This is a genomic window from Streptomyces rhizosphaerihabitans (assembly GCF_025399795.1).
In the GTDB taxonomy this organism is placed as follows: Bacteria; Actinomycetota; Actinomycetes; order Streptomycetales; family Streptomycetaceae; genus Streptomyces; species Streptomyces rhizosphaerihabitans.
This window is the reverse complement of the sequence record NZ_JAODTZ010000078.1, coordinates 1-23,446: the sequence shown is the minus strand read 5'-3', so window position 1 is coordinate 23,446 and position 23,446 is coordinate 1. Positions and strand designations below refer to the sequence as shown.

Genomic DNA, 23,446 nt, shown 5'->3' with positions numbered 1-23,446 from the left:
GCCGTCACGACGCGGGCGCGGCTCCGGGTGCCGTGAGCAGGGTGGCCGTGCCGTGCCGAGCGGTCATGGGGCCGGACGACTCGGCGAGGGACGGATGCCCGAGGCTTCGGCGTAGTCGCGTGACGCCGGGTTCGTGGAGATCCGCCGACTCGGCGATGCCTCCTGGAACGCGACCAGCACGGTTCCAAGATCATGGAGTTCCCGCAGCTTCCCAAGTGGTGTCCATGCCGCCCTTGACCCGCGGTGTGGCCCCGTCGGCCGAGACGTCGTACACGGCGAGCGCGCCGCCGTTGCCCGCCGCCGGCACGCCCGGGACGGCGGGATCGGAGGCAAGGAACATCCCGTAGGCGCCTTAGAAGTCGACGTCACGCCGCTGAGCGAGGTGGACGACAGGTTCGGCGCCGGAACGCCGGCACCCAGGCGCGGCCGGCACGTACGCCCTATCGGGCAGGGGACCGGGCTCGGCGTGCGCTGCCCGCCCGGGGGCTGCAGGCACGAAGCCCAGGGCTCGGTGTCCGCTGCCCGCCCGGTGGGGCTGCAGCCGCGAAGCCCCCGGGCTGAGCACCGGGGGCTTCGTTGAAGACTCGGGCAGTGGGCGAGGTCAGGGACGCGGCCGCGCCACCTCTCCTCACGGGGTAGGAGACTGCGTGCCGTGTCCTACGCGGCGCCGCTGATTTCGGGGGCGATGAAACGTCGGTGGAGCGGGCTGAAGTCGGTCTCGGGCGCACCGGTCATGCCGGCCTTCTGGATCGCTGGTGCGAGGCGTTCGGCGAAGAAGGCCTCGAACGCCTCCTGGGACTCCCAGACATCGGTGACATGCAGTCCCTGGGCGTCGAACCAGGCCACGTGCATCTGGCCACCGGCCGCCGGCACCTTTTCCCAGTCGACCGCGTCCCGCACGGTGTCGTACTGCTCCGGCGTGACTCCTGCCCAGTGCATCGACATCACCATGGCCATGTCCAGCCCCTCACTGCTCGTAGTGGTGTACGCCTTCTCGGACCAGCAGACATCCGCTCGCTGCCGCACACATCTCCACGACGGCCAAAGGTGTTCCCCTGCCGGTGCCGAGCATCGAGATCGTTCCACCCGCCGGGCCGCGCCGGACAGAGCGCGCGGAGGCGTACCGGCGCCTGCGCAAAGCCTCGTACGCTCGCTCACGGGCGAACGCAGGATCGCTGTCGGGCCGGACGCAGGGCCGCTGTCGCTGTCGCTGTCCCTGTCGGTGGCCTCTTCTACTGTCACCTTCATGGGAATTCACTTCCGAACCGTCGTCGACCCGGACGCCGCACAGGCGAACGCTCCGGCCCTCCCCGTCCTTGGCCGATCTCTGTGAGCCGGAGACGCTACGTTTCCAGGGGTGTGCCGGGTGGATACCGAATCTGGGACAGCCGCGGACGTCGATGGTGGGGCGATCTCTACGAGTTGTGTCCAGACGATCTCGTGGCCGAGCTCAACGGCCCCGCCGAACACGTCCGGATCGTCGCCCTGATGAAGCGATACAGGGCACAGAAGCGGTAGCCGTCCGCGCACGGCATTCCGCGGGCGCATATCGAGCAAGGGAGCAGGCATTGAACAGTGCCGAGGGAAAACGGAGTTGGGGTGGAATGGAAGGCGAGCGGCGGCGTCCTGACGCGGCGGATCTCGTGGTGGCCGGCTGCGGATGGCTGCTCATCGTGGCCGTCATCGCCTCGCCGGGGCTCCTGCTGAACGACGGGCCGCTGACGGCGTACATGGCCGTCGTCGGCGGCGTGACCGGGCTTCTGTGGGTGCGCAAGAGGCTGTATCGCTGACGGCTCCCGTCGACCCGGACCCCATCGAACCCACCACCGTCACCGTCACCCTCGGCCTCGACCTCGACCTCGCCAAGGACACCCGATCCGGGGAAGCCCCCCGGAGGAGGCCTCCCCGGGGAAGCCGTGGCCGTTTCCCTCGCTCCTCAGTTCTGGTAGACCCGGTCGGTTCCCGGGCCGCCGGAGAGGGTGTCCGTGCCGGCGTCTCCGTGCAGGAGGTCGTTGCCGCTGTTGCCGTAGATCTTGTCGGCGCCGGTGCCGCCGTGCAGGCTGTCGTTGCCGCGGCCGCCCTGGATGAGGTCGGCGCCCGCGTTGCCGTAGATCGTGTCGTTGCCGTCGTCGCCGTACAGGCCGTTGTCGTAGTCCGTGTAATCGCCGTCGGACTCGCTGACGCCGCCGCGCAGAACATCGTTGCCCGTGCCGCCGTGGCAGGTGTAGCCGCAGGAGGTGAGGGTGTCGTTGCCCGCGCCGCCGAACGCGCCCTGGCCGTAGACGCCACCGCCCCCGGACACGTGGTCGTTGCCGTCCTGGCCGTAGAGAACGTCGCGGCCGTGGCCGGTGAGGGTGTCGTTGCCCGCCCCGCCGTAGATGCTGGAGTACCCGTTGTTGTCGGGGTCGACCGTCGCGGTGTCGTTGCCGTCGCCGAGGTTGACGATCAGGGTTTCGAGGTCGGAGGCCGAGGTGTTGGGTTCGGTGACCGTGCAGACCGCGATGGTGGTGTCGCCCGAGGAGGGGCGGACACAGCCCGCGCCGAGGGAGATCCTCACGGTGTCGTCGAACGTGTAGATGTAGTCGGCCAGTTGGGAGTCGGGGTCGGTCGCTCCGAGCGCCCAGGAGATCTTCAGGTGGTTCGTCTGGCCGGCGGCCGCCGTGTAGTAGAGCTTCTGGCCGGTGGAGACCGCCGTGGCGCTCCTGGCGGTCGCGGCGCCTGCCGCCGCCGGGACGGCGACCGTCGCGGACACGGCGACCGTGACCGCGACGAGCGCCAGCGCTTTCGGAAGGGCGGCGGTACGGCGAGTGAACATGGTTCTCCCTCGGTGAGAATCTGCGACCCGGTAGCCCTGGTGGCCCTGCGGCTCTGCGGCTCTGCGGCTCTGGGGCTCTGGGGCTCTGGGGCTCTGGGGCTCTGGGGCTCTGGGGCTCTGGGGCTCTGGGGCTCTGGGGCTCTGGGGCCATGGGGTTCTGTGCGCTGGATGCGTGTGCCCAGGCAACCCGTTCGACACCGGCGGAGGATGGGTGGTTGTGGCCGCTTTCGCACAACCTTCGTCGTTTCAGGTGGAGTTCATCTTGGATTGGCGCTCCCTTGGGGCGGACGGCTCCGGGTGTTGGTGATCCGGGGACGCCGTGCGGCGGCGCGGCAGCGATGGGGCCAGGGTGAGCGTCACGGCGATCGAGGCGGTGGTCATGACCGTCATCGCCGTTCCGGGCGAGGCGAGTTGGGCGATTCCGCCCGCAAGTGCCGCGCTCACGCCCTGCATCGTGAGCATGCCCGCCGTGTGGAGCCCGAGCGCGTGGCCGCTGAGCTCGTCGGGGATCAGTGCCACCAGGCGTTCCTGCTGCATCAGGCTGGAGCCGAAGCCGACCGAGGCGACGGCGACGAGACCGGCGGCCACGGCCACGCTCGGACGGAGCGCGAAAAGCAGGTACGGCGTCGCGAGCAGCAGCAGGAACGGGATGCCCAGACGGGCGCGCAACCGGGGCGGCAGCAGACGGCCGGTCGTCACGTCCCCGGCGAACATGCCGAGCGCCGCGAAGGCGAACAGCGCTCCGGCCCGGCTCGGCGCGTACGACACGAACAGTGATTCGCAGCCGACGACCAGACCGTTCGGCACCCAGAGCAGGAGATAGAGGGTGCGGCGTTCCGGCGAGGAGAAGAGGCGGGCGTTCGTACGCCAGGTCCGGGCGATGGAGGGGCGGCCCAGCGCGCGGGGTGCGCGGGGCGTCAGGCCCAGCCGGGCGGTCAGGGCCGCCGCCAGGTACAGCCCGGCCGCCAGGAGGAGCGTGACGCGCGGGGACAGCAGGGCCACGAGGACTCCACCGGTCGCGTATCCGGTGATCTGGGCGATCCCGCTCATCATGTTGAACACCGAACGCCCCAGCAGATAGCCCTCCTTGGCGAGGATCTCGTTCAGCAGGCCCCACAGGACCCCGCCGCCGAAGGACTGGATCAGGCCGAGGAGCAGGAGCAGGACGAAGATCGCCCAGACCGGGAGGCCGGGGATCGCCATGGCCGCGGTACCGAGCCCGAAGAGCAGCGCGATGCCCGCCACCGTCGCGCGCGGCGGCAGCCGGTCGGCGGCGGAGAGCATGGTGGTCGCGCCGATCATCTGGGCGAGCGAGGGGCCGAACATGCTCAGCGCGGTGAGCAGCGGCGATTCGGTCGCCCGGTACACCAGGGTGCCGAGGGCCAGACCGCTCACCGTCGAGGCGGCGGTTCTGAAGCAGGAGGACAGGAAGAGCGGGGTGAACTCCCGCGTGCGGAAGAGCTCGGAATAGCTGCGCATGCGCGGAGTCTGAAGGGCCGTACGGGCCGTCGATACTGTTTCGCGCAGGGGCGAAACCTCCGGTGAGCCGGACGGAAAGGGGTGCGGGGATGGGCTGGTGGCAGGTGAACGCCGACACCCTCGCCGGGAGCCGATTCGTGCTGTCGCCGCTCGCCGAGACCTTCGCCTGTCTGAAGCTGCTGCACGCGGGAACCGCCACCCACCCCGGTGAGCATGCCTGGCTGGGCGCCCAGCTGCCCGCGTACCGGAAGCGGCTGGCCGCCGACCCCGTCACCGCGCTCCTCGTGCGCTGCGGGCTCGGGCGGGCGTGGATCGCCGACTTCCTGACCCCGACCCCGTTCGGCGACGAGACCTTCGAGACCGAGGTCGCCCGGGTGCGGGAGGCCTCGCCCCGGGAGGCCCGTGGCCATCTCGTCCGCTCGGTGGGCGGCCCGCTGCCCGCCGCTCTCGCGGACCGCGACGATCTGCCCGAGCGGGCCGCGGCCCTGCTCACCGCCGTCTGGGAGGAGTCCGTACGTCCTGACTGGGAACGGCGGCGGCGCGTCCTGGAGGCCGACGTGGTCGCACGGACCGCGCAGCTGGGCCGGGGAGGCTGGGCGGCGGCGCTGGACGGGCTGCGCCCGGGGACGCGCTGGCTCGGCGGCAACCGGCTCCAGGTCAACCTCCACGAGTACCCGCCGCGCGAGATCTCCGGCGCCCAGCTCGTCTTCGTGCCCGTCACGCCGAAGGCCGGCTGGGTGTCCTGGGAGGAGTCCCGCGGTCGCTACGCCGTGGTCTACCCCTGCACGGGAGCGCTGGCCGACGTACGGGCCGCGGCGGTGCCGGAGAGCCTCGGGGCGCTCCTCGGGACGGCCCGTGCCGGTGTGCTCGTCCGCCTCGACTCGCCCCTGTCCACCAGTCAGCTGGTCGCCGTGACCGGGCAGGGGCTGGGGTCGGTCGGCCGGCATCTGCGGGTCCTGCTGGACGCGCGGCTCGTGGAGCGGCGGCGGGCGGGACGGTCGGTGCTGTACTCGCGGACGGCCGCCGGTGAGGTGCTTGTCACAGCGCAGCGCGAGGGACGGACCGGCGGGACCGGCGGGACCGCCGCCTACCGGAGTTAGCATCCGCTTATGACTACTGACAACTCTGTGCTCGCCGTCGAGATCGGGTCCCTCCAGGGGGGCTCCGCCGATCTGTCCCAGTACGCGGGCAAGGCCGTCCTCATCGTGAACGTGGCCTCCAAGTGCGGTCTGACCCCGCAGTACGCCGGTCTTGAGCAGCTGCACGCGCGCTACGCCGACCAGGGCTTCACCGTCCTCGGGGTGCCCTGCAACCAGTTCCTCGGGCAGGAGCCCGGCAGCTCCGAGGAGATCGCCGAGTTCTGCTCCGCGACCTACGGCGTGACCTTCCCGATGACCGAGAAGGTCGAGGTGAACGGTGACGCGCGGCACGGGCTGTACGAGCGGCTGGTGGGCACCGCCGACGCCGAGGGGCACAGCGGCGACATCCGCTGGAACTTCGAGAAGTTCCTGATCGGGCGGGACGGCACGGTCGTCGGCCGCTTCTCCCCGCAGACCGAGCCTGAGTCGGCGGAGCTCGTCTCCGCGGTCGAGAAGGCGATCGGCTGAGCCGTGGCCGTTGACCTTGCCCCTGGGGCAAGGGGGAGCGTCCCTGTCACCGGGCGGAAGGCGCCCGGTGACGGAGGATGACCTGGTGGACAAGGACCTGCTCACCATCGGCGCGTTCGCCTCGCGGGCGCGGCTCTCGGCGAAGGCTCTGCGGCTGTACGACCGGCTGGGGCTGCTGACCCCGGCGTACGTCGACGAGGTCAGCGGCTACCGCTACTACCGCGCCGGGCAGACCGAACGGGCCCGGCTCGTCGCGCTGCTGCGCCAGCTGGACATGCCGCTGGCGCGGATCGCGGAGGTGGTGGAGGCGCGCGGCGGCGACGCGGCCGCGCTGCTGGCCGCGTACTGGGACGGCGCCGAGGCGCGGTTCGCCTCGCAGCGGGCGCTCGCCGACTACCTCCGTGGACGTCTTTCCGGGAGGAGTTCCGAGATGTACGAGAAGTTCGTCGTCGAGACCGCCGAGGTGCCCGAGCAGTTCGTGCTGAGCGAGAAGCGGCACGTCCTGGCGCCCGAGCTGCCGGTGTGGATCCCGGGCTCGCTGGGGCGGCTGGAAGAGGGCGCCCGGGAGGCCGGGGGCGTCACGGGGCCGCCCTTCGTCGTCTACCACGCCGAGGTCGGCGTGGAGAGCGACGGACCGGCGGAGACGTGCGTGCCGGTCGCCGACGAGGCCGCGGCACGCGCCTGGGCACAGCGGCAGGGCCGGGCCACCGGGGCCGAGGTCCGGGTCGAGCCGGCCCGGCGCATCGCCTATGTCCGGATCAGCAAGGCCCAGGTCGCCCACCCGCAGATCCTCGCCGCCTTCGAGGCGGTCGAGAGCTGGGTCACCGAGCGGGGGCTGTCCGTCGACGGCCCGTGCCGGGAGATCTACTTCGCCGACTGGGACGCGGCGGGGCCCGAGGACGCGGTGTGCGATGTGGCGTTCCCCGTGAAGTGACGTGACGTGCGGTGACGTGCGGTGCGGTGACGTGCGGTGCGGTCGCAGCGCCACGCCGCGCCTACCTTTGCGTGGCGCAGCGCCCACCTTCGTGTGACATTGCGGGCGCCGCACCCGGCAGCCGTGTACGAGTGGGAGTTTCGGTGGTCTCGTCCCCCCTCGGGAGTTCGCTGTGCCTTCTGTCGCTTCCTCGGTCAAGGTTCTCGCCCCGGCGCAGGGAGGCGAGGCATCCACGGAAGTGGCGGAGCACCGGCTCTCGTGGGAGGGCTACGCGTACACCGTCCGGGTCGCCCGGCACGGCGCCCCCGTCACGGAGCCGCTGCTCGTGCTCGGCGGGTCGGACCAGACGCGGTACTCGTGGATGCGGCACGAGCGGTGGCTCGGGGAGCTCGGGACCGTCGTCACGGTGGATCTGCCCGGGTTCGGGGACGCGGACTTCCTGCCGGCCGAGCACGGGATCGACTTCCTCGCGGAGTGCGCGGGACACATGCTGCGCGAGCTCGGGCTCGGCCCGGTGAACCTCTACGCGGGGTGCTACGGCGGGGCGGTCGGGCTCCGGCTCGCCCAGCGGTATCCGGAGCATCTGCGCCGGGTCGCCGTGCAGGGGGTGTCGGATCACATCCCGGACTGGTTCGCCGAGGCGCTCGTGGGATGGGTGCGGCTCCTGGAGGAGGGACACGTCGAGGAGACCGCCGAGGAGTTCGTACGGTGCTTCGTGCCGCCGCCCGGCAATCGCACCGTACGCAAGCACGCCGCGCTGACCCGGCTGATGTACCAGCAGTTCGCGGCGCAGAGCCCGCGCGATGTCGCCGTGACGGTCGAGCGGAACCGGCGGCTGCTGGCCCATGAGTGGTACCGGCGCGCGCCCGTCCCCGCCGTCCCCTATCTCGTGTTCACCGGCGAGCACGACACACTCGCCACGCCCGACCTGGTCCGCTCCGTGGCGGCGGACCTGCCGGGCGCGTACTTCACCACGATCGCGGAGTGCGGCCATCTGGCCCATCTCCAGCGGCCCCAGGACTTCTGCGACCTGCTCGTCCGGTTCTTCCGCGACCAGCACCCGCAGGACGCCGGCCTGTCGTACTGCGGGCCGTTCGAGCGGTACTAGTGCCGGCTACGGCACCGGGTTCCCGTCCCCGTCGGGTCGGGACGTTCCCGTCCCCGTCCTGGCGCGAGGTTCCCGTCCCCGTCACGGCGAGCGGTTCTGCCACCGGTCGCGTCGGGCGGTGGCGGAACCACGTCACGGCACCGGTGGCCCGGGCTCAGCGCAGCTCCTCCGGGCACGGTGTCCCCCGCGGGAGCTGATACGGCGCCGCGAGCCGGTAGGTGCCCGGCTTCGGGGCCAGCAGCTCCGTCCACGTGTCGCCCGCCGCGGTCTCCTCGGTCGGCGTCAGACAGCCGTTGAGGTTGTCGTACGTCTTCGGGGTGCCCTCCGCGCGGCCCTTCGACGCCTTCGTCTCCTGCGGCGGCTTCAGGCTCTTGCCGTCCGCGTCGACGATGCTCAGCCACGGCGAGTACGGAATGCGGATCAGGATGCGGCCCGACTGCTTCACCTCGATGGTCAGCTCGCCCTGCTCGGCGAGGTCGACGACGGCGTGCGGCTCGGCGAGCGGGGTGGGGTCGGTGACGGTGAAGAGCTGCCAGTTGGCGTCGCCCCAGATCTGCCGGAGGTACGGCATGCCCCGCTGGACGAGCTCGCGCTCGCGCTGGCCGCCGTCGCCGTCCGGTTCGCCCTTGGGCAGCACGACGTAGTGGATGGCCCAGCGCTGCAGCCACTCGTGGTAGTTCGCGGAGTTGAGCGTGTCGTCGTAGAAGAGCGGGTTGCGCTCCATGTCGGCCTGACGGTTCCAGCCGCGGGCGAGGTTCACGTAGGGCGCGAGGGCGGACGCCTCGCGGTGCGAACGGGCGGGGACCACCTCGACGCGGCCCTTCTCGGCGTCCACCGACTGGAGCTGGTTGACGAGCGGGGCCAGCTCGCGCGCCCAGGAAGCCGCCGGGGTGGTGTGCACGATGTCGTCGACCGTCTTGAAGCCGATCCATCCGGTGAATCCGACGAAGGCGACGACGGTGGCGTACCACTTCCGTGACTTCGGCACGGTGAAGGGCAGCGCGGCGATCAGGGCGACGCCCGCGAAGAGCATCGCCAGACGGGAGATGTTCGTACCGATCTGGGAACTGATCAGCCAGACGAGGAGTACGCCGAGGCCGTACACCGCCGCAGTGATCCGTACCGTGGTCCACTCCTTGGGAACCAGGAAGTAGACCGAGCCGGCGCACGCGAACGGCAGGATGACCGAGAAGAAGGTCATCGGCTGGGTGCCCGAGAAGGGGAACAGCAAGGCCGAGAGCGCGACCACGACCGCCGGCGCGATGCCGAGGGCGTAGGCGCCGGGGCGGCGCTTCTGGAGGAACAGGGCCACCGCCAGCAGGCCCACGAACAGTCCGGCCACCGGCGAGGCGGCCGTCGCGAGCGCGGCGAGCGGCGCCGCGCACAGGGCCTTCGCCCAGCGTTTGTAGCGCCAGCGGTGGGGCCAGCAGAAGACGACGGCGACCGCGGCGAGCGCGAACATCGTGCCGAGGCCGTAGGTCACCCGGCCCGAGATGGCGTTGCAGAACAGGGCGAAGACACCCGCGAACGTCGCGGCCATCGGGTTCCGGACGGCTCGGCTGCGGATGAGGATCATCGTCAGCAGCCCGGCCGAGAGCGTCCCGGCGATCATCATCGTCGTCCGGACGCCGAGCACCGACATCAGATACGGCGACACCACGCTGTACGAGACCGGGTGCATTCCGCCGTACCAGGCGAGGTTGTACGCCGAGTCCGGGTGCCGACCGACGAACTCGGCCCACGCGTCCTGCGCCGCCAGGTCGCCGCCACTGTTCGCGAACGTGAAGAACCACACAATGTGGAGCACGCCGGCGAGGGCGGTGATGAGGAGGACGGGATAGCGCTGGAAGAGGTCCAGCGCCGCGGCGCCGCCCGACGCGAGCGATTCGGCCCCGCCGGGGCCCTCGGCGTCCCCACCGCCTCCGGCTACGTCTTCGGCCAGGTCTCCGCCTACGTCACGGACCGCCTCGCGGGTGCTGCCGTGCAGCGGTATTCGCGGACCCGTTCCCTGGCCCGGATCGGCGTCGTCGGCGTGTGTCGGCTCCGCTGTCGCCACTGCAAGGTACTCCCCGTGTCCCGTTGTCCATTCTGGGCCGGGACCCGCGGCTCGCGAGCAGCCCCGATTAGCGCGACGCTAGCACGCACACCGCCGGACGGCTCCCGAGTGGGGCGCCGTCCGACGAAGTGCGGTGCGGGTGCCGCTCCCCGCCGTACGTCACCGATGCGTGCGCGCGTACGTCATCGGTGTGCGTGTCCGCTCAGCCGACGCGGGTCAGCTTCGCGCCGAGGCCGGGCTCGGCGAGATCGGACTGGAGCGCGACGGGGATCTTCACGGCCTGGCTGGAGCCGTCACCGACCGTCAGCTCACCGACGACGGTGCCCGCCTTGCCGGTGTGCGGAACAGCCGAGCGGCCCTCGCCGATCGACAGCCTGGTCTTCAGACCGGGCCAGCCGACCGCCGTCATGTTCTTGGTGGCGACGACCCGGGTCCGGCCGCCGAGCTGGTCGTCCACGTATCCGACGACCTGGCCCTTCTTCACCACCGTCGCGGTGATCAGGCTCTTCTGGACCTTGTCGATCAGCTTCTGGCTGTTGACGAGCGCCAGGTGGAGGCTGTCCCAGACCTTGCCGGTGCCGGCGTCCTGGTTCATCACCGCGCCGTAGATCGTCTGCGTCTTGCCGTCGACGTTCTTGGTCGCGGCCCACACCAGGTTGCCGCCCGCGGGCGTCGACGAACCGGTCTTCAGGCCGATCACGCCGACCTGCTGCACCAGCAGGTCGTTGTTGTTGTAGATCGTATTGTCCAGCCCCGGGATATCCGCCTTGGCCATCCCGACGATGCTGCGGAACACGTCGTTCTTCATGACCTTCTTGGCCAGCTTGATCTGGTCGGTGGCCGTGCTGACCGTCGTCTTCTGCAGACCGCTCGGGTCCGTGTACGTCGAGTTCGTCATGCCGAGGTCCTTGGCCGCGGCGTTCATCTTGGCGACGAAGCCCGCGTTGTCGGAGTCCCAGCGGGCCAGCAGCCGCGCGACGTTGTTGCCGGAGGGGATCATCAGCATCTGGAGCATCTGGCGCTCGGTGAACTGCTGGCCCTTCGACATCGCCGCCGTCGACTCGTCCGGCAGCTTCGACTCGTCCTCGGCCTGCTGGTCGACCGTGATCTTCTCGCCGTCCTCGTTCCCCTTCAGCGGGTGCTCCTGAAGGATCACGTACGCCGTCATGATCTTGGCGACGCTCGCCGTGGGGGACGGGGTCTGCTTGCCGTCGGTCCCGAGGCTGCCCACGCCGTCCACCTCGATCGCGGACTGGCCCTGACCGGGCCAGGGCAGGTCGAGGGTGCCGCCGCCGAAGGTGTACGTCTGGTCGGCGGTGAGCGCGAGACCGGGCGTCGGCAACGGACGGAAGGCCTGCGCGACTGCAAAGATCACCGCGAGCAGCAGGACCAGCGGCGTCCAGATCTTGACCCGCCGGACGAGCGTCCGGACCGGGGTCTGCGGCGGCGGCGGCGTGTTCGTCAGCTCGGCCAGCAGGTCCAGCGGGGGCTTCGGCGGAAGCGGCAGCTGGGTGGTGCGCTCGGGGCCGACCTGCTGGATCGCCGCGGTGGCCGCCGCGGGCCTGTCGGCGGTCCCTCGGGAGGGCGCGGGCTTGTCCCCGGTCCCCGGGGCGGGCGTGGGCTTCGGCCATGCCGGGGCGCCGGGCTCGTCGAGCGGCTTGAGGGCGACGAACTTGCTGGTGCGCTCGGGATCGGCGGCGGGCTTGGCACCCCACTCGGGGGCGGGCCGCTCGGTGACCTTGGCCTCGGGCTCGCCGGTGGCCTTGGCGGCGGGCCGCTCGGTGGTCTTGGCGGCGGGCTCGTCGGTGGTCTTGACCGCGGGCTCGCCAGTGGCCTTGGCGGCGGGCTCGTCGGTGGCCTTGGCGGCAGGCTCGTCGGTGGCGTCCGTCGGCCCGGACTCGGGCTTCCCGGCTGCCGGGCGCTGGGCGGCGCCGCCCAGCTTGAGCATGGTGGTGGGCTGGTCCACGGCCGGCCGCCGCGGGGCCTTGAAGATGGCGGTGGGCTGATCGACGGGGGCCTCGGAGGCGGATTCCGTGGCCGGGGTCTCGTCGGTTCCCGTGGCCGGGGTCTCGTCGGTCTCCGCGTCCGGGGTCTCGTCGCCGGAGCCGGGAGCCGAGTCGCTCGGCCGGCCCTCGGGCGCAGCCTCGGGCGCAGCCTCAGGCTTGGCGGAGGCGGACTCGGGCAGGTCCTCGGTCGCGGGTACGGCCGCTCGTGCGGAGGGGGCCGCTGGCCGGTCCTCGCGCTCGTCGCTCGGCTCGTCCTCGGGGTCGGCCTCAGGGGCGTCCTCGGGCTCGTCCTCGACCGCGGGCTCGGGCGCGGCCTTGGAGGCGGCCTCGGCGGCTGCTCGGGACGCCAGTGCGGCGTCCAGCGCGGACGACGGGGCGGGCTTGTCCTCGGGCTCGTCCTCGGGCTCGTCCGCCGCGGGAGCCTCGCCGGAGGCGGCTTCCGGCTGCTGGTCAGCCTCGGGCTCCTCGGCGGTGTCGATATCGATGTCGAGGTCGGCGGCGGGTTCGGCGGCGGCCTCCTCGTCCGTGTCGGACGCCACGTCGGACGCGTCGCCCGTGTCGGGCCCGTCGGACGTGCCCTCGGCCCTCCCGGACGTCGCGGGCTCGCCCTGGTCCTCGGCAGGCTCCGCCCCGGCGTCGCCGCCCTGGGCGTCGCCGGCGGGCTCCGCGCCGTCCGCGTCGGACGCGTCGGTCCCGTCGGCGTCCTCGGCGTCGTTCGTGGCGCCGTCACCGCCCTCGGGTCCGCCGGCGCCCTCGGATCCGGCGTCGGCGTCGTCCGCGTCCGCCGGAGCGGGCTCGTCCGATCCGGAGACCCACGCGGCCACCGCCGCGCGCAGCCGGGTGTCGCCCTCGGCGCTCCCGCCGACGGCCGCGTCGGCGCCGTCGGCGGGCCCGGAGGTCCGCTCCGACTCCGCCGTGCGGGAGGCGTCCGCCGACAGCGCCTTCGTGGAGAACACCGCCGTCGCCTGATCCACCCGTACCGTGGCGGCCCTTTCACGGGCCATCGCCATTCGGGGGTCGGCCGAAGCCGAGCTCTTGATCGACGTCGACGCCTGCGCGACCGACCGCGCCGGACTCGGAACCGGCGCCGGGGTCACCGGCGTCGCTTCTGCCGACGACGCCGACGACTCGTGCTGCTTCGACCTGTCGGGGGACTCGCCCGCCACCGATGCCTCCTCCATGCGGCGCACGCCCTCCGCGCGCCGAAAACGAACCGTCAAACCCTTGAACCGCCGCCCGGACACCGCTGTCCGAACCATGTACCAGTGTCCTGCTGTGAGGGCTTGACCCCTGCGGTAGACGAGAACGACATACCTGCCGGTTCCCCCATATTCCGGTCACGCGCCCTCGACAGACCAATGTGAGAGGGGTCACCCTGTCATTCATCCACGCGGGGAGGCATGGATGGGCAAGAGCCGCAGAACAATTCCGGAGGAGCTTCTGCTGCTGGCGTTGGACCCGGCCACGGGTACCACCGCGCAGCCGCAGTCGCTCGACCTCGGTCTGGCCGGAGCACAGCTAGTGGAGCTGGCGCTGGCCGGACGGATAGCCCCAGACGGGGATCGTATCGCCGTGGTGGTGCCACGGCCGACCGGAGATCCAACACTGGACTGTGCGTTGGAACTGCTTCGCCGACGCGGAGCACCCGTACGTGCGGTCAACTGGATTGGCGGACCCCGCCTGGGGCTTCGCCAGACCTACCTTTCGCATCTGGAGAGGTGCGGCATGGTTCATGCCGTGGCCGGCCAGATGTGCGGGGTGCTTCCGACGACTCGCTACCAAGCGACGGACACGGATATCAGCCGGGAGATCAGAACCCGGCTGGACAACGCGATCCGCACCGGCGTCCCGCCGGACCCGCGGACCGCGGCGCTCGCCGCGCTGGCCCATGCGGTCGGTCTCGGCAAGCACCTGTATCCGGGGAACGAGGGACGTTCGTCCCGCTCCCGGCTGCGGGACCTGATCAGGCACGACCCCATGGGCGGCCTCGTGGCACACGCCGTGATGGACGTTCAGAACGGTGTGGCCGTACAGCCACGCCGCAGCCCGGCACCGGCAGGCCGTCCGGCCACCGCCGGAGTCAGGTCCGCACCGGAGACCGCCCGTGGTGTTCCGATGCAACCGCGTCATGGTTCGATGGCGCGCGCCGTGGCGCACTGAGCCGCAGCCCCACGGCGGCCCGCACCACCGCAAGGCCGGCAGTACCGCAGCACCCGCAGTTCCACAGCACCCGCACCGCCGCAAGACATTGAGCGCCGCACCGCAGTCCCCATGATCCGGTTCGGGAGCCGCTGGTTCGCGCGGGGTGGCTGTGACCGTACGTCCGGACGACGACACGGTCCCAGTCACCCCGCGCGGCCGCATCCGAGGAGAACCCGTCTCCAAGGGGACCGCGTTCGCCTCCGCGGCCGGTGCCCTGCCCGGGCACCATCGACGATCTCCTCGATCTCTCAAGGGAGTTCGCGGGGGACCCCGGAGGGCAGCGCACGACGCGTATACACGCCGAATCCGCGAACTTGCGCCCACCCGGCGCATATACGCCGTTTCCCAGCGGTAGAAAGCACCTTGGTGGCAATCTGCTCAACAGCAGATACGCAAAGTACAGGCCCGCAGCCGGAGGTGTACGTCCCGTGGCGTCAAGTGTCAATCCCACCGTCCGGCGGCGCCGGCTGGGCCAGGAGCTGCGCCGGCTCCGCGAGCTCAAGGGCATGACGGCCGAAGAGGTCGCCGAGCGCCTGCTGGTCTCGCAGTCGAAGATCAGCCGGCTGGAGAACGGCAGGCGCAGTATCAGCCAGCGCGACGTCCGCGATCTGTGCGGGGTCTACGAGGTCGAGGACCATCGGATCGTCGACTCGCTGATGCAGATGGCCAAGGACTCGCGCCAGCAGGGCTGGTGGCACTCCTTCGGCGACATCCCGTACAGCGTCTACATCGGTCTGGAGACCGACGCCGCGAGCCTGCGCGTGTACGACCCGCAGGTCGTCCCGGGTCTGCTGCAGACCCGGCAGTACGCCGAGGCCCTGATCGCGGGTGCGCTGCCGGAGACCGCGCCCGCGGACATCGACAAGCGCGTGCAGGTGCGCCTGAAGCGGCAGGAACGAATCTCCGCCCCGGACAACCCGCTGCGCCTGTGGACCGTCCTCGACGAGTCCGCCCTGCGCCGGGCCGTCGGCAACCGCTCCCTGATGCGCGAGCAGCTGGAGTACCTCGTCGAGCAGTCCCAACTGCCGCACGTCACCGTGCAGGTGATCCCCTTCGACATGGGCGCGCACCCGGGCCTCAACGGCCAGTACGCGATCCTGGAGTTCCCCGACGCGGCCGACTCCAGCGTCGTCTACATCGAGGGCGTGACCAGCGACCTGTACCTGGAGAAGGCGAACGACGTCCAGAAGTACAGCGTGATGTACGAGCACCTGCGGGCGCAGGCCCTGAACGTGGAGCAGTCGCGTCAGTTCATCGCCGACATCGCGAAGGACTACGCGCGCTGAGCGGCTCGGGGGCGGCTCGCGAGGGCGCCCCCGCCGATGAGCGGCCGGACCCTACACTGTCGCCGCCCCGGCGCGGAAGACCCCCATGGAATATGCCATCCAGTCGAGTGAATAGTCGCTTCGCCAACCGATGTTGGCGAGTAGCGTCGATCACGCCACCGAGCAAGAACGTTGGCGCAATCCGGACCGCGGGTTTCCTGACGGATCCGCAGTCCGGTGACAGCGCGTCGACGGCTTCGGTGGCGGCAACTCATCGAAGAACGACTGTTTTCTGGAGCGATCATGGCAATTCAGCAGGGCGCCACCGACACCTGGACCAAGTCTTCCTACTCCACCGGCAACGGCGCCTGCGTCGAGGTCAAGTCCCCGGTTCTCTCGGCGATGGCCGTACGGGACTCCAAGGTCCCCACCGGGCCCACACTCGCCTTTCCCGCGGACGCGTGGAACACCTTCGTGGCCGAGGTGAGCCGAGGGTCTTCCGACCTCGTCTGACCCCACCATGACCGAAACAACTTCATACGCTCTACCGACAGAGCCCTCTCGACCGGCCCGCCGTCCTGGCCGAGGGGGCTCGGCCCCCTCTTTTGGGCTCGGTTCGCCTCCGGGGCGCAGAGGCCGGTGCCGACGCGCCCCTTCGGCTCACTCGCCGTAGGACACCCTTCTAGCGCAGGCGGTCCACGTACGTGTCCGTTCCGGGCACCGTGGGGATGAACGGGGCCACCAACTCCACTCGTCCCAGGCCCGATTCGGCCACCGCCTCGTCCAGGCCAGTGAAGGCCTCCCAGCACTCGCGCGGATCCGTCTCCAGGAACCACAGCAGGGTCAGCCGGGTATCCACGCCCTCGACCTGCTTGACGTAGGTCATCCGGTCGCCGGGGAGCGGGGTCGGCCGGAAGAGGGTGACGAGGGCGGCGGGTGAGCCGGCCAGTCGACCGGGGAGGTGGCGGGAGCGCAGCCATTCCAGCAACTCGGCGCGCCGGTCGGCGGATTCGGCGTCGACCACCTCGACCACGAGACCCGCGTAGGGGTGGTCGAGGGCGTGGAAGTCGCGGGGGCCCGCGGCGCCGTCGCGGTAGACGGTGGCCTCGTGGTCCTGGAAGGCCGTGAAGACGTGCGTACGGTCCTGGTAGACGCGGCCGTCGCGGTTCAGCCGCTTGTTGATGCCGACGGTCCACTTCATGTGGTCGTCGTAGCGGCCGTCGGTGACCCAGTAGGTGGAGAGGTAGCAGCCCGCGGTGACCGGCTGGGCGACCGCCGACTTCTCGGGGTAGCGCAGCAGTTGGAGATCGCGGGTGGCCACCCAGCGGCGTCCGGCGTACATCCAGGGCATGGCCATCGCGCCGGCGTAGTAGTGGTCGTCCTCGTACCAGCGGTTGTAGGCGTACTCGTGGCCCGGGTGCGGTTCGACCATGGTGATCAGGGCGTGGCCCGGGTGGACGCCGTACGGGCCGAGGGCGGCCAGTTCCGCGTAGGTCTCGCTGCGGGTCTCCTCCGACATGACGAACCGTTCCTTTCGGCCAGGGTGATCAGGGCGTGGCCCGGGTGGACGCCGTACGGGCCGAGGGCGGCCAGTTCCGCGTAGGTCTCGCTGCGGGTCTCCTCCGACATGACGAACCGTTCCTATGGACTGAGCGGGAGTGAGCCCTGTCGCCAGGACCCTTGCCCAGCCGAACACCCCGAACGGTCCTGGGTGTTCTGGTCACCCGCGTTCGCCGCGCGTCCGGGCGGCACGGATCGTGTCCGTGGTCCGGGGATGCGGGGGCGGGGTTCCTCACGCCCCGGGGCGCCCGGTCGGGCCTGGATGGTCCGATGCCTGTACCCATCGCTCTGGTGGGTACGGGGCGGTGCCGTCCGTCGCCTGATCGGGTGTCCCAGGGCGCGTCTTCCGATGGCCACGGCGGCTGCGTCGTGGCGGGTGGCTTTCCTGGTGGTGTTGTTGAGGGGTTTTTGCCAGTGCTGGGCGCCCCACTTGCTGGTGTAGGCGGGGTCGACGGCGACCAGCGGGATGCCGAGTTCGGTGGCCATGGAGACCAGGCGGGCGCGGAGCCGGGCGACGGGCATGCCGGAGATCAGCTGGCGGAACTTCTTTCGTCGGCCGTGTTTCTCCCGGGTGGTCTCCGCGGTGAAGTCGAGGTCTTCGATGGCGATGGCCAGATGGTGCCGGTGGGCCCAGTGCAGAAGCCGTGTGAGCGCGTGGCGCACCTGCGCGTCACGGTGCTGCGTGGTGCCGGACAGGTCGTAGTCGAAGCGGCGTGGGGCGCCGACCGGGTTGCCGTGCATGTCCAGTCGCCAGGCGGCCAGGTGATCGGCGTTGGTGTCCACCCCGATCAGCCCGCCGGCCCTCACAGCGCTCAGGGAGATGGTCGGGACCGGTGGGATGGTCCAGGACGCAGTCAGGTACCAGCGACCCTGCCCCGTGTCCTCGTGGATGCGATACGCCACGGCCCGGTTCGCCTGGACGCGGTCGCGCCACATCTCGCCCCGGTGCGCGAACGACACCCGCGCGCTGAGGACGTAGCGGCCGTGCGGGGCGTTGGCGAGATGGGCGAGCGGGGCCGGGAGATTGATGCTGACCTGTCCATCGGGGCCGATGCGGATGGTCTCGTTGCCATACCGCTTCCCGGACTCGCCGTCCGCCTGCACAAACCGGCGCGACGCCTCCCACCGCGCACGCCACGCCTCCTCGGTGAGCTGGGCCTCTCCCAGGTGGTGGCGGGCGTGGAGCAGTTGTTTCCCGCCCCGAACCACCCGCACCCGCCCGGCCGCCCAGTCGGCCCTGGCAGCAGCCAGCCGGTCCTCCAGCACACGCAGCCGACGGGTCTTGGCATGCCACTCCCGACGACTGCGATAACCACCAGCGGCCCGCTTCGAACCCTTCTCCCCCAGGGGGAGGGACAGTCGGTGCTGGATCGTGTGCACCCCGACTTCGAGCTGTCGGATGTGCGCGACCAGACCACGCCGGGCCAGCGCCCACACATCGTGCGTGGCCTTCGTCAAGGACCCCGCCCACCGCGACGACGACAACCCCGTCAGCTCCCGCTTACGCGACGCCCAGCTGTCACTGCCATGCTCCAGGCCGGCTGTACACCGCGCTTTGAGATCTCGGGCGGCGAGGGAGCCGAGGTGGTCGCCGACCAGCCGCAGTACCCACTCGTCCTCGGCGGTCAGGCCCTTGAGCCGGCCTCGGACTGCCACCCCCGACGGGCCGGGCACCACGAACGACGCCCCCACCGACCTCAGATCACCCACGTCCCCACCTCCGGCCCCATCCGACCCGAACGACCTGCCACTCCACCAACGACCACCGTCCATGAAGGTCACGCATTCGAGGAGGGAACTCCCGTTCCCTCCCTGGCTCCGCACAAACGGAAGAAGCCACCCGCGCCCGCTCACACGCGCCAGAAAACGCCTACGCGCAATCCGGAGGCAATAGTTGCCAACCCCTTCCTCGGTGGAACGTGCGCGGGACTTCCTTCCTCCGCCGGACACCCATACTCTGACGCTCCGTCAGACAATGCGCCAGAGCTGGGGAGGTCTCGGATGTCACTGCTCACCGGCAGGACCGTGGTGGTGTCGGGTGTCGGGGCCGGACTCGGCCATCAGGTCGCGGCGGCCGTGGTGCGCGACGGAGGCGACGCGGTGCTCGGGGCGCGCACGGAGGCGAATCTGGCCAAGTCGGCGGCCGAACTGGACCCGGACGGCGCGCACACGGCGTTCCGCGCGACGGACATCACCGACGAGGGGCAGTGCGACGCGCTGGCGGCGCTCGCGGTCGAGCGTTTCGGGCGGATCGACGCGGTGGTCCATGTCGCCGCCTGGGACAGCTACTTCGGCGGTCTGGAGGACGCCGACTTCGCGACGTGGCAGTCGGTCATCGACGTGAACCTGCTCGGCACGCTGCGGATGACCCGCGCCTGCCTGCCCGCACTGAAGGAGCGCGGCGGTTCGGTCGTCATCATCGGCACGCAGTCGTCGGTCGCCGCGCCGAGCCAGGTGCGGCAGGCTGCGTACGCGGCCTCGAAGGGTGCGCTGACGAGCGCGATGTACTCCCTCGCGCGGGAGCTCGGTCCGCACCGGATACGGGTCAACACCGTGCTGCCCGGCTGGATGTGGGGCCCTCCCGTCGAGGCGTACGTGCAGTTCACGGCGTACACCGAGCAGGTGCCCGAGGCGGACGTCCTGAAGCGGCTCACCGAGCGGATGGCCCTGCCCGAGCTGGCCACGGACGGAGACGTCGCGGACGCCGCGGTGTTTCTGGCGTCCGACCGGTCACGGGCGATCACGGGCCAGTCGCTGCTCGTGAACGCGGGCGAACTCATGCGGTAGGCGGTACGGCCGGCGCGGCCCCTTTCCCAGGCGCACGGGACCCGCATCCCGTACGGCTGACGACTTGTTGTTGCTGCTGTGGGTCTGACGAAGTGCCCGCTCATGGTGTGGTCCACGTCACGAGCACGACAACCGCCCGGTGGGTAAAGTAGACGTAAAATCGTTCTGCTTTCTGATCTGTGTTCATATCCGTGACCGCGCAAGGTCTTGACCGGTCGGTCGAACCAGCGGTTCAATCCCCGAAGTCCCCGCTCCCGCACGGGGGCGCCGCCCGCCCCCGAGCTCTCGGCTTCGCTCGAGCAGGGGGACCCCATGTACTGGCGAAGTGCCGTCCGGTATCTGCAGGTTCACAAGGCGGACCCCTGGAGGGGGCACATGAACGGTCTCGACTGGGCCGTCCTGGTCGCGTATTTCGGTGTGATGACCGCGATCGGTGTCTGGTCCCACAAGCGTGTGGACGATGTCAGCGACTTCTTCACCGCGGGCGGCAAGATGCCGTGGTGGCTGTCCGGCATCTCGCACCACATGTCGGGCTACAGCGCGGTGATGTTCACCGGCTACGCCGGCATCGCGTACACCTACGGCATCACCTCGTACGTCACCTGGGCGCTGCCCATCGCCATCGGCGTCGCCATCGGCGCCAAGGCCTTCGCGCCCCGGCTCAACCGGCTGCGCTCACGGCTGCACGTCGCCTCACCCCTGGAATACCTCAAGGACCGCTACAACGTGCAGACGCAGCAGGCGCTGGCGTGGTCCGGCATCCTGCTGAAGATCGTGGACGTCGGCGCGAAGTGGGCGGCCATCGCCACCCTGCTCAGCGTCTTCACCGGCGTCACGCTCACCCAGGGCATCATCATCACCGGCGGCATCACGGCGGTGTACTGCACGATCGGCGGGCTGTGGGCGGACGCGCTGACCGAACTCGGCCAGTTCGTCATCCAGTTGCTGGCTGGTCTGTCGATGCTGGTCATCGCGCTGAACAAGATCTCCGACCAGGGCGGTCTCTCCAAGGCGCTGGACTCGCCGAAGCTCCACGGTCACGCGAACGGGTTCGCGGGGCCCTATCTGACGGTGTTCTTCATCGCGTACCTGTTCATCAAGCTGTTCGAGTACAACGGCGGCATGTGGAACCAGGCCCAGCGCTACATGGCCACCAAGAACTCCAAGGAGGCCACGCGGTCGGCGTTCCTGTCCGCCGGACTGTGGTTCGTGTGGCCGGTCATCCTGTTCATCCCGATGTGGCTCTCGCCGCTCCTCGTCACGGCGCAGAAGCCGGACGGCTCGGACGCGTACGGCCTGATGGCCGACCAGCTGCTGCCGCACGGGCTGTTGGGCCTGGTCGTCGTCGGGTTCTTCTCGCACACGATGGCCATGTGCTCCTCGGACGCGAACGCCATCGCCGCCGTGTTCACCCGGGACGTCGTGCCGGTGTTCTCCAGGGCCGCGCGCGCCTGGGACACCCGTGCCGGGCTCATCGCGGGCCGCGTCACCACGGTCGCCTTCCTCGGCTTCTCCATGGCTGTGGCGACCCAGGTCAACTCCCCCACGTTCAAGGACATCATCACCGTCGTCATCAAGTGGGTGGCCGGGCTCATGGGACCGATCGCGATCCCGTTCATCCTGGGTCTGCTGCGGCCGTTCCGTAAGTCCGGTCCGACGGCGGCGCTGACCAGTTGGGCCTGCGGTCTGCTCGCCTTCTTCTTCGTCAACTACAACCTGGACTTCTCCCAGCGCACGGACGTGAAGCTGGAGTACCAGGTCTCCGTCCCGATGGCCATCTCCCTCGTCCTGTACATCCTCATCGGCTTCCTGAAGCCCGAGGACACCCCGGAGCGGGACGCGATCATCGAAATGATCAACACGGACGACGACGGATCGGCCACCGCGGCGATCCCGGCCCCGGCGGATTCACCGGACGAGGTGGTGGGCACTCCGGTGACGGACTAGGGCGGCGAGAAGGGCGACAACCGCTGAAGGGACCGGGGCGTACGGGCCGGGACCGCTCAGGCGCGCGGGTAGCGGGCGAGCCAGGCCGGGGACGAGCCGGCGGGCCCGTGCAGGGCGGGCCCCTGGGTCATCTCCATCGCGAAGTCGTCCGCGAGCACCAGCACCGTGGGACGGCCCTCCAGTTCGGCCAGCCAGGCCGGCGGGAGGGCCGTCTCGCCGTGCAGGGCGCCCAGCAGACCGCCGGTGAGGGCGCCGGTGACGGCGGAGGGCCCGCCGTGGTTCACCGCGAGGCACAGGCCGTGCCGGACGTCCTCACCGACGAGCACGCAGTACACCGCGACGGCGAGCGCCCCCTCGGCGGAGCCGTCCCCGGCGAGCTCCTCGACCCGCGCCGGCGAGGGCATCCCCTGCCGTACGGCGCCCAGCGCGTGCTGGAGCGCGTCGGCGACCGGCTGGTGCCCGGGGCGGGTCACGAGGAGTGCGAGGGCCTGCTGCACGGCCGCGTCGAGGTTCTCGCCGCGGGCCAGCGCGTGGACGATCACGGCGTACGCGCCCGCCGTCAGGTAGGCCGAGGGGTGGCCGTGCGTCTGTGCCGCGCACTCGACGGCGAGCTGCATCACGAGCTGCGGCTCCCAGCCGACGAGCAGCCCGAAGGGCGCGGAGCGGGCGGCGGCCTCGGGGCCCGGCTCGCCGGGGTTCTTGGGCGCGTCCAGCGTGCCCATGATCTCGTCGGCGAGGCCGAGCAGACAGGTCGTGGCCGGGTCGCGGCGGACGTAGAGCCACTCCTCGCGGGCCAGCCAGCCGTCGTCCTTGCGGCGTTCGTCGGGCCCCCAGTCGCTCTGGGTGGCCGCCCAGCGGCGGTAGGCGCGGTGCAGGTCGGACGGCGGATGCCAGGCGCCGGTGTCGCGGCGCACCTGGGCCCGGATGAGCCCGTCGACGCTGAACAGGGCGAGCTGGGTGAGGTGGGTGACGGCGCCGCGCCGGCCGTACGCGGGGGACAGGTCGAGGAGGCCCTCCGCGCCGTACGCCTCCCGGATCCCGTCCAGGGAGAGTCCGCCGAGCGGGGCGCCCAGGGCGTCGCCGACGGCCGCGCCCAGCAGCGTCCCGCGGACCCGGCTGCGGAAGTCCTGTTGCTCCCCACGGCCCCAGACGGCACCGGCTGTCGCACCCACCGAGACCTCCTGCTGCACCGTCCGTACGTCCGACAGCTCAGCACTGTAATCGAACGGGAACGGTCGGTTGAGGTCGCGGATCCATATAGGGGACGTGATCCCAGTGGCCCCAAGTGATCAGGTATGAGCGGCGTTCGACAGAAAACGTGGTCTGGTCCGGCAGTCGTTCACCACCCCGCCCCGCCCCGCCGGTCAGTCCGTGCAGCGCGCCCGGATGGCGTCGCGGGCCGCTGCGACCGTCGCCAGGCGCAGGGTGAGGCGGGAGTGGTCGGTGGCGGGGCTGAGCAGGAGTTCGGCGAGGATGTCCGCGAGGACCGCCAGGTCGTCCCAGTCGGGGTCCGCGGCCAGGACCTCGGCAAGCCCCCGGTCGGCGTCGGCCCAGTCCGCGAGACCCCAGCCGACGATGCACCGGCCCTGCAGGCGTGTGGTCCCGTCCAGTTCCTCCGTGCCCAGGAGCCGTGCCAGTTCACGCCACAAGGGGTCCGCGGCCTCCGGGCCCCGGGACCTT

General features: G+C 70.9%; 21 protein-coding genes. 11 read left to right on the top strand and 10 right to left on the bottom strand.

Annotation, left to right across the window (positions count from 1 at the left end; all coding sequences use genetic code 11):
• Window positions 1-190 precede the first annotated feature (190 nt).
• The gene (locus tag N4G66_RS41675; RefSeq protein WP_261709529.1) at window positions 191-340 is read right to left on the bottom strand and encodes a hypothetical protein; all 150 of its coding nucleotides are present in this window, start codon (window positions 338-340) and stop codon (window positions 191-193) included.
• A 317-nt stretch (window positions 341-657) separates the two neighbouring features.
• Window positions 658-1,026 (bottom strand): hypothetical protein, encoded by a 369-nt coding sequence (locus N4G66_RS41670; protein WP_261709528.1) that lies wholly within the window; start codon window positions 1,024-1,026, stop codon window positions 658-660.
• Between the two features lie 303 nt (window positions 1,027-1,329).
• Between N4G66_RS41670 and N4G66_RS41665 the strand changes: the two genes are divergently transcribed.
• Together N4G66_RS41665 and N4G66_RS41660 are read left to right on the top strand one after the other, a co-directional pair.
• Window positions 1,330-1,518 (top strand): hypothetical protein, encoded by a 189-nt coding sequence (locus N4G66_RS41665; RefSeq protein WP_261709527.1) that lies wholly within the window; start codon window positions 1,330-1,332, stop codon window positions 1,516-1,518.
• A gap of 86 nt (window positions 1,519-1,604) precedes the next feature.
• Window positions 1,605-1,790, top strand: coding sequence for a hypothetical protein (locus N4G66_RS41660; protein ID WP_261709526.1), 186 nt, complete (start codon window positions 1,605-1,607; stop codon window positions 1,788-1,790).
• A gap of 146 nt (window positions 1,791-1,936) precedes the next feature.
• Here the strand turns inward: N4G66_RS41660 and N4G66_RS41655 are convergent, their stop codons facing one another.
• Together N4G66_RS41655 and N4G66_RS41650 are read right to left on the bottom strand one after the other, a co-directional pair.
• Window positions 1,937-2,815, bottom strand: a complete 879-nt coding sequence (locus tag N4G66_RS41655) for a calcium-binding protein (RefSeq protein WP_261709525.1) — start codon at window positions 2,813-2,815, stop codon at window positions 1,937-1,939.
• 246 nt (window positions 2,816-3,061) lie between these two features.
• The gene (locus N4G66_RS41650; RefSeq protein ID WP_261709524.1) at window positions 3,062-4,294 is read right to left on the bottom strand and encodes an MFS transporter; all 1,233 of its coding nucleotides are present in this window, start codon (window positions 4,292-4,294) and stop codon (window positions 3,062-3,064) included.
• Between the two features lie 89 nt (window positions 4,295-4,383).
• On the opposite strand from N4G66_RS41650, the gene N4G66_RS41645 reads away from it, so the two are divergent.
• The 4 genes from N4G66_RS41645 to N4G66_RS41630 all read left to right on the top strand — a co-directional run bounded on the left by N4G66_RS41645 (window position 4,384) and on the right by N4G66_RS41630 (window position 7,943).
• Window positions 4,384-5,394 (top strand): ArsR/SmtB family transcription factor, encoded by a 1,011-nt coding sequence (locus N4G66_RS41645; RefSeq protein ID WP_261709523.1) that lies wholly within the window; start codon window positions 4,384-4,386, stop codon window positions 5,392-5,394.
• 9 nt (window positions 5,395-5,403) lie between these two features.
• Window positions 5,404-5,901 (top strand): glutathione peroxidase, encoded by a 498-nt coding sequence (locus N4G66_RS41640; protein ID WP_261709522.1) that lies wholly within the window; start codon window positions 5,404-5,406, stop codon window positions 5,899-5,901.
• 67 nt (window positions 5,902-5,968) lie between these two features.
• A complete protein-coding gene (locus N4G66_RS41635) occupies window positions 5,969-6,835 on the top strand; it encodes a MerR family transcriptional regulator (protein ID WP_261709521.1) in 867 nt (288 codons plus the stop codon).
• Between the two features lie 172 nt (window positions 6,836-7,007).
• Window positions 7,008-7,943: an alpha/beta fold hydrolase gene (locus N4G66_RS41630; RefSeq protein WP_261709520.1), complete on the top strand. Its 936-nt coding sequence runs from the start codon at window positions 7,008-7,010 to the stop codon at window positions 7,941-7,943.
• A 154-nt stretch (window positions 7,944-8,097) separates the two neighbouring features.
• Here the strand turns inward: N4G66_RS41630 and N4G66_RS41625 are convergent, their stop codons facing one another.
• Both N4G66_RS41625 and N4G66_RS41620 read right to left on the bottom strand, forming a co-directional pair.
• The gene (locus tag N4G66_RS41625; RefSeq protein WP_261709519.1) at window positions 8,098-9,999 is read right to left on the bottom strand and encodes an MFS transporter; all 1,902 of its coding nucleotides are present in this window, start codon (window positions 9,997-9,999) and stop codon (window positions 8,098-8,100) included.
• A 202-nt stretch (window positions 10,000-10,201) separates the two neighbouring features.
• Window positions 10,202-13,186 carry a D-alanyl-D-alanine carboxypeptidase gene (locus N4G66_RS41620; RefSeq protein ID WP_261709518.1) on the bottom strand — a complete coding sequence of 995 codons (2,985 nt, stop codon included), beginning with the start codon at window positions 13,184-13,186 and terminating at the stop codon, window positions 10,202-10,204.
• 223 nt (window positions 13,187-13,409) lie between these two features.
• Here N4G66_RS41620 and N4G66_RS41615 point away from each other — a divergent pair, with 223 nt between their 5' ends.
• From N4G66_RS41615 to N4G66_RS41605, 3 genes are all read left to right on the top strand, one after another.
• Entirely contained in the window at window positions 13,410-14,165 is a 756-nt protein-coding gene (locus N4G66_RS41615; RefSeq protein ID WP_261709517.1) for a GOLPH3/VPS74 family protein, read from the top strand.
• A 470-nt stretch (window positions 14,166-14,635) separates the two neighbouring features.
• Complete coding sequence (locus tag N4G66_RS41610) at window positions 14,636-15,493, top strand: helix-turn-helix domain-containing protein (protein ID WP_261709516.1); 858 nt, start codon at window positions 14,636-14,638, stop codon at window positions 15,491-15,493.
• A 282-nt stretch (window positions 15,494-15,775) separates the two neighbouring features.
• Window positions 15,776-15,985, top strand: coding sequence for a DUF397 domain-containing protein (locus N4G66_RS41605; RefSeq protein ID WP_261709515.1), 210 nt, complete (start codon window positions 15,776-15,778; stop codon window positions 15,983-15,985).
• Between the two features lie 169 nt (window positions 15,986-16,154).
• Here the strand turns inward: N4G66_RS41605 and N4G66_RS41600 are convergent, their stop codons facing one another.
• Both N4G66_RS41600 and N4G66_RS41595 read right to left on the bottom strand, forming a co-directional pair.
• Complete coding sequence (locus N4G66_RS41600) at window positions 16,155-16,991, bottom strand: hypothetical protein (protein ID WP_261709514.1); 837 nt, start codon at window positions 16,989-16,991, stop codon at window positions 16,155-16,157.
• 122 nt (window positions 16,992-17,113) lie between these two features.
• The gene (locus N4G66_RS41595; protein WP_261709513.1) at window positions 17,114-18,742 is read right to left on the bottom strand and encodes a transposase; all 1,629 of its coding nucleotides are present in this window, start codon (window positions 18,740-18,742) and stop codon (window positions 17,114-17,116) included.
• Between the two features lie 291 nt (window positions 18,743-19,033).
• On the opposite strand from N4G66_RS41595, the gene N4G66_RS41590 reads away from it, so the two are divergent.
• Together N4G66_RS41590 and N4G66_RS41585 are read left to right on the top strand one after the other, a co-directional pair.
• Window positions 19,034-19,819: an SDR family oxidoreductase gene (locus N4G66_RS41590; protein WP_261709512.1), complete on the top strand. Its 786-nt coding sequence runs from the start codon at window positions 19,034-19,036 to the stop codon at window positions 19,817-19,819.
• Window positions 19,820-20,194: 375 nt separating this feature from the next.
• Entirely contained in the window at window positions 20,195-21,766 is a 1,572-nt protein-coding gene (locus N4G66_RS41585; RefSeq protein ID WP_261709511.1) for a sodium:solute symporter family protein, read from the top strand.
• Between the two features lie 56 nt (window positions 21,767-21,822).
• On the opposite strand, the gene N4G66_RS41580 is transcribed toward N4G66_RS41585, so the two are convergent.
• A complete protein-coding gene (locus N4G66_RS41580) occupies window positions 21,823-22,938 on the bottom strand; it encodes an ADP-ribosylglycohydrolase family protein (protein ID WP_261709510.1) in 1,116 nt (371 codons plus the stop codon).
• A gap of 192 nt (window positions 22,939-23,130) precedes the next feature.
• A partial coding sequence (locus N4G66_RS41575) for a hypothetical protein (protein ID WP_261709509.1) occupies window positions 23,131-23,446 on the bottom strand: 316 nt, incomplete at its 5' end.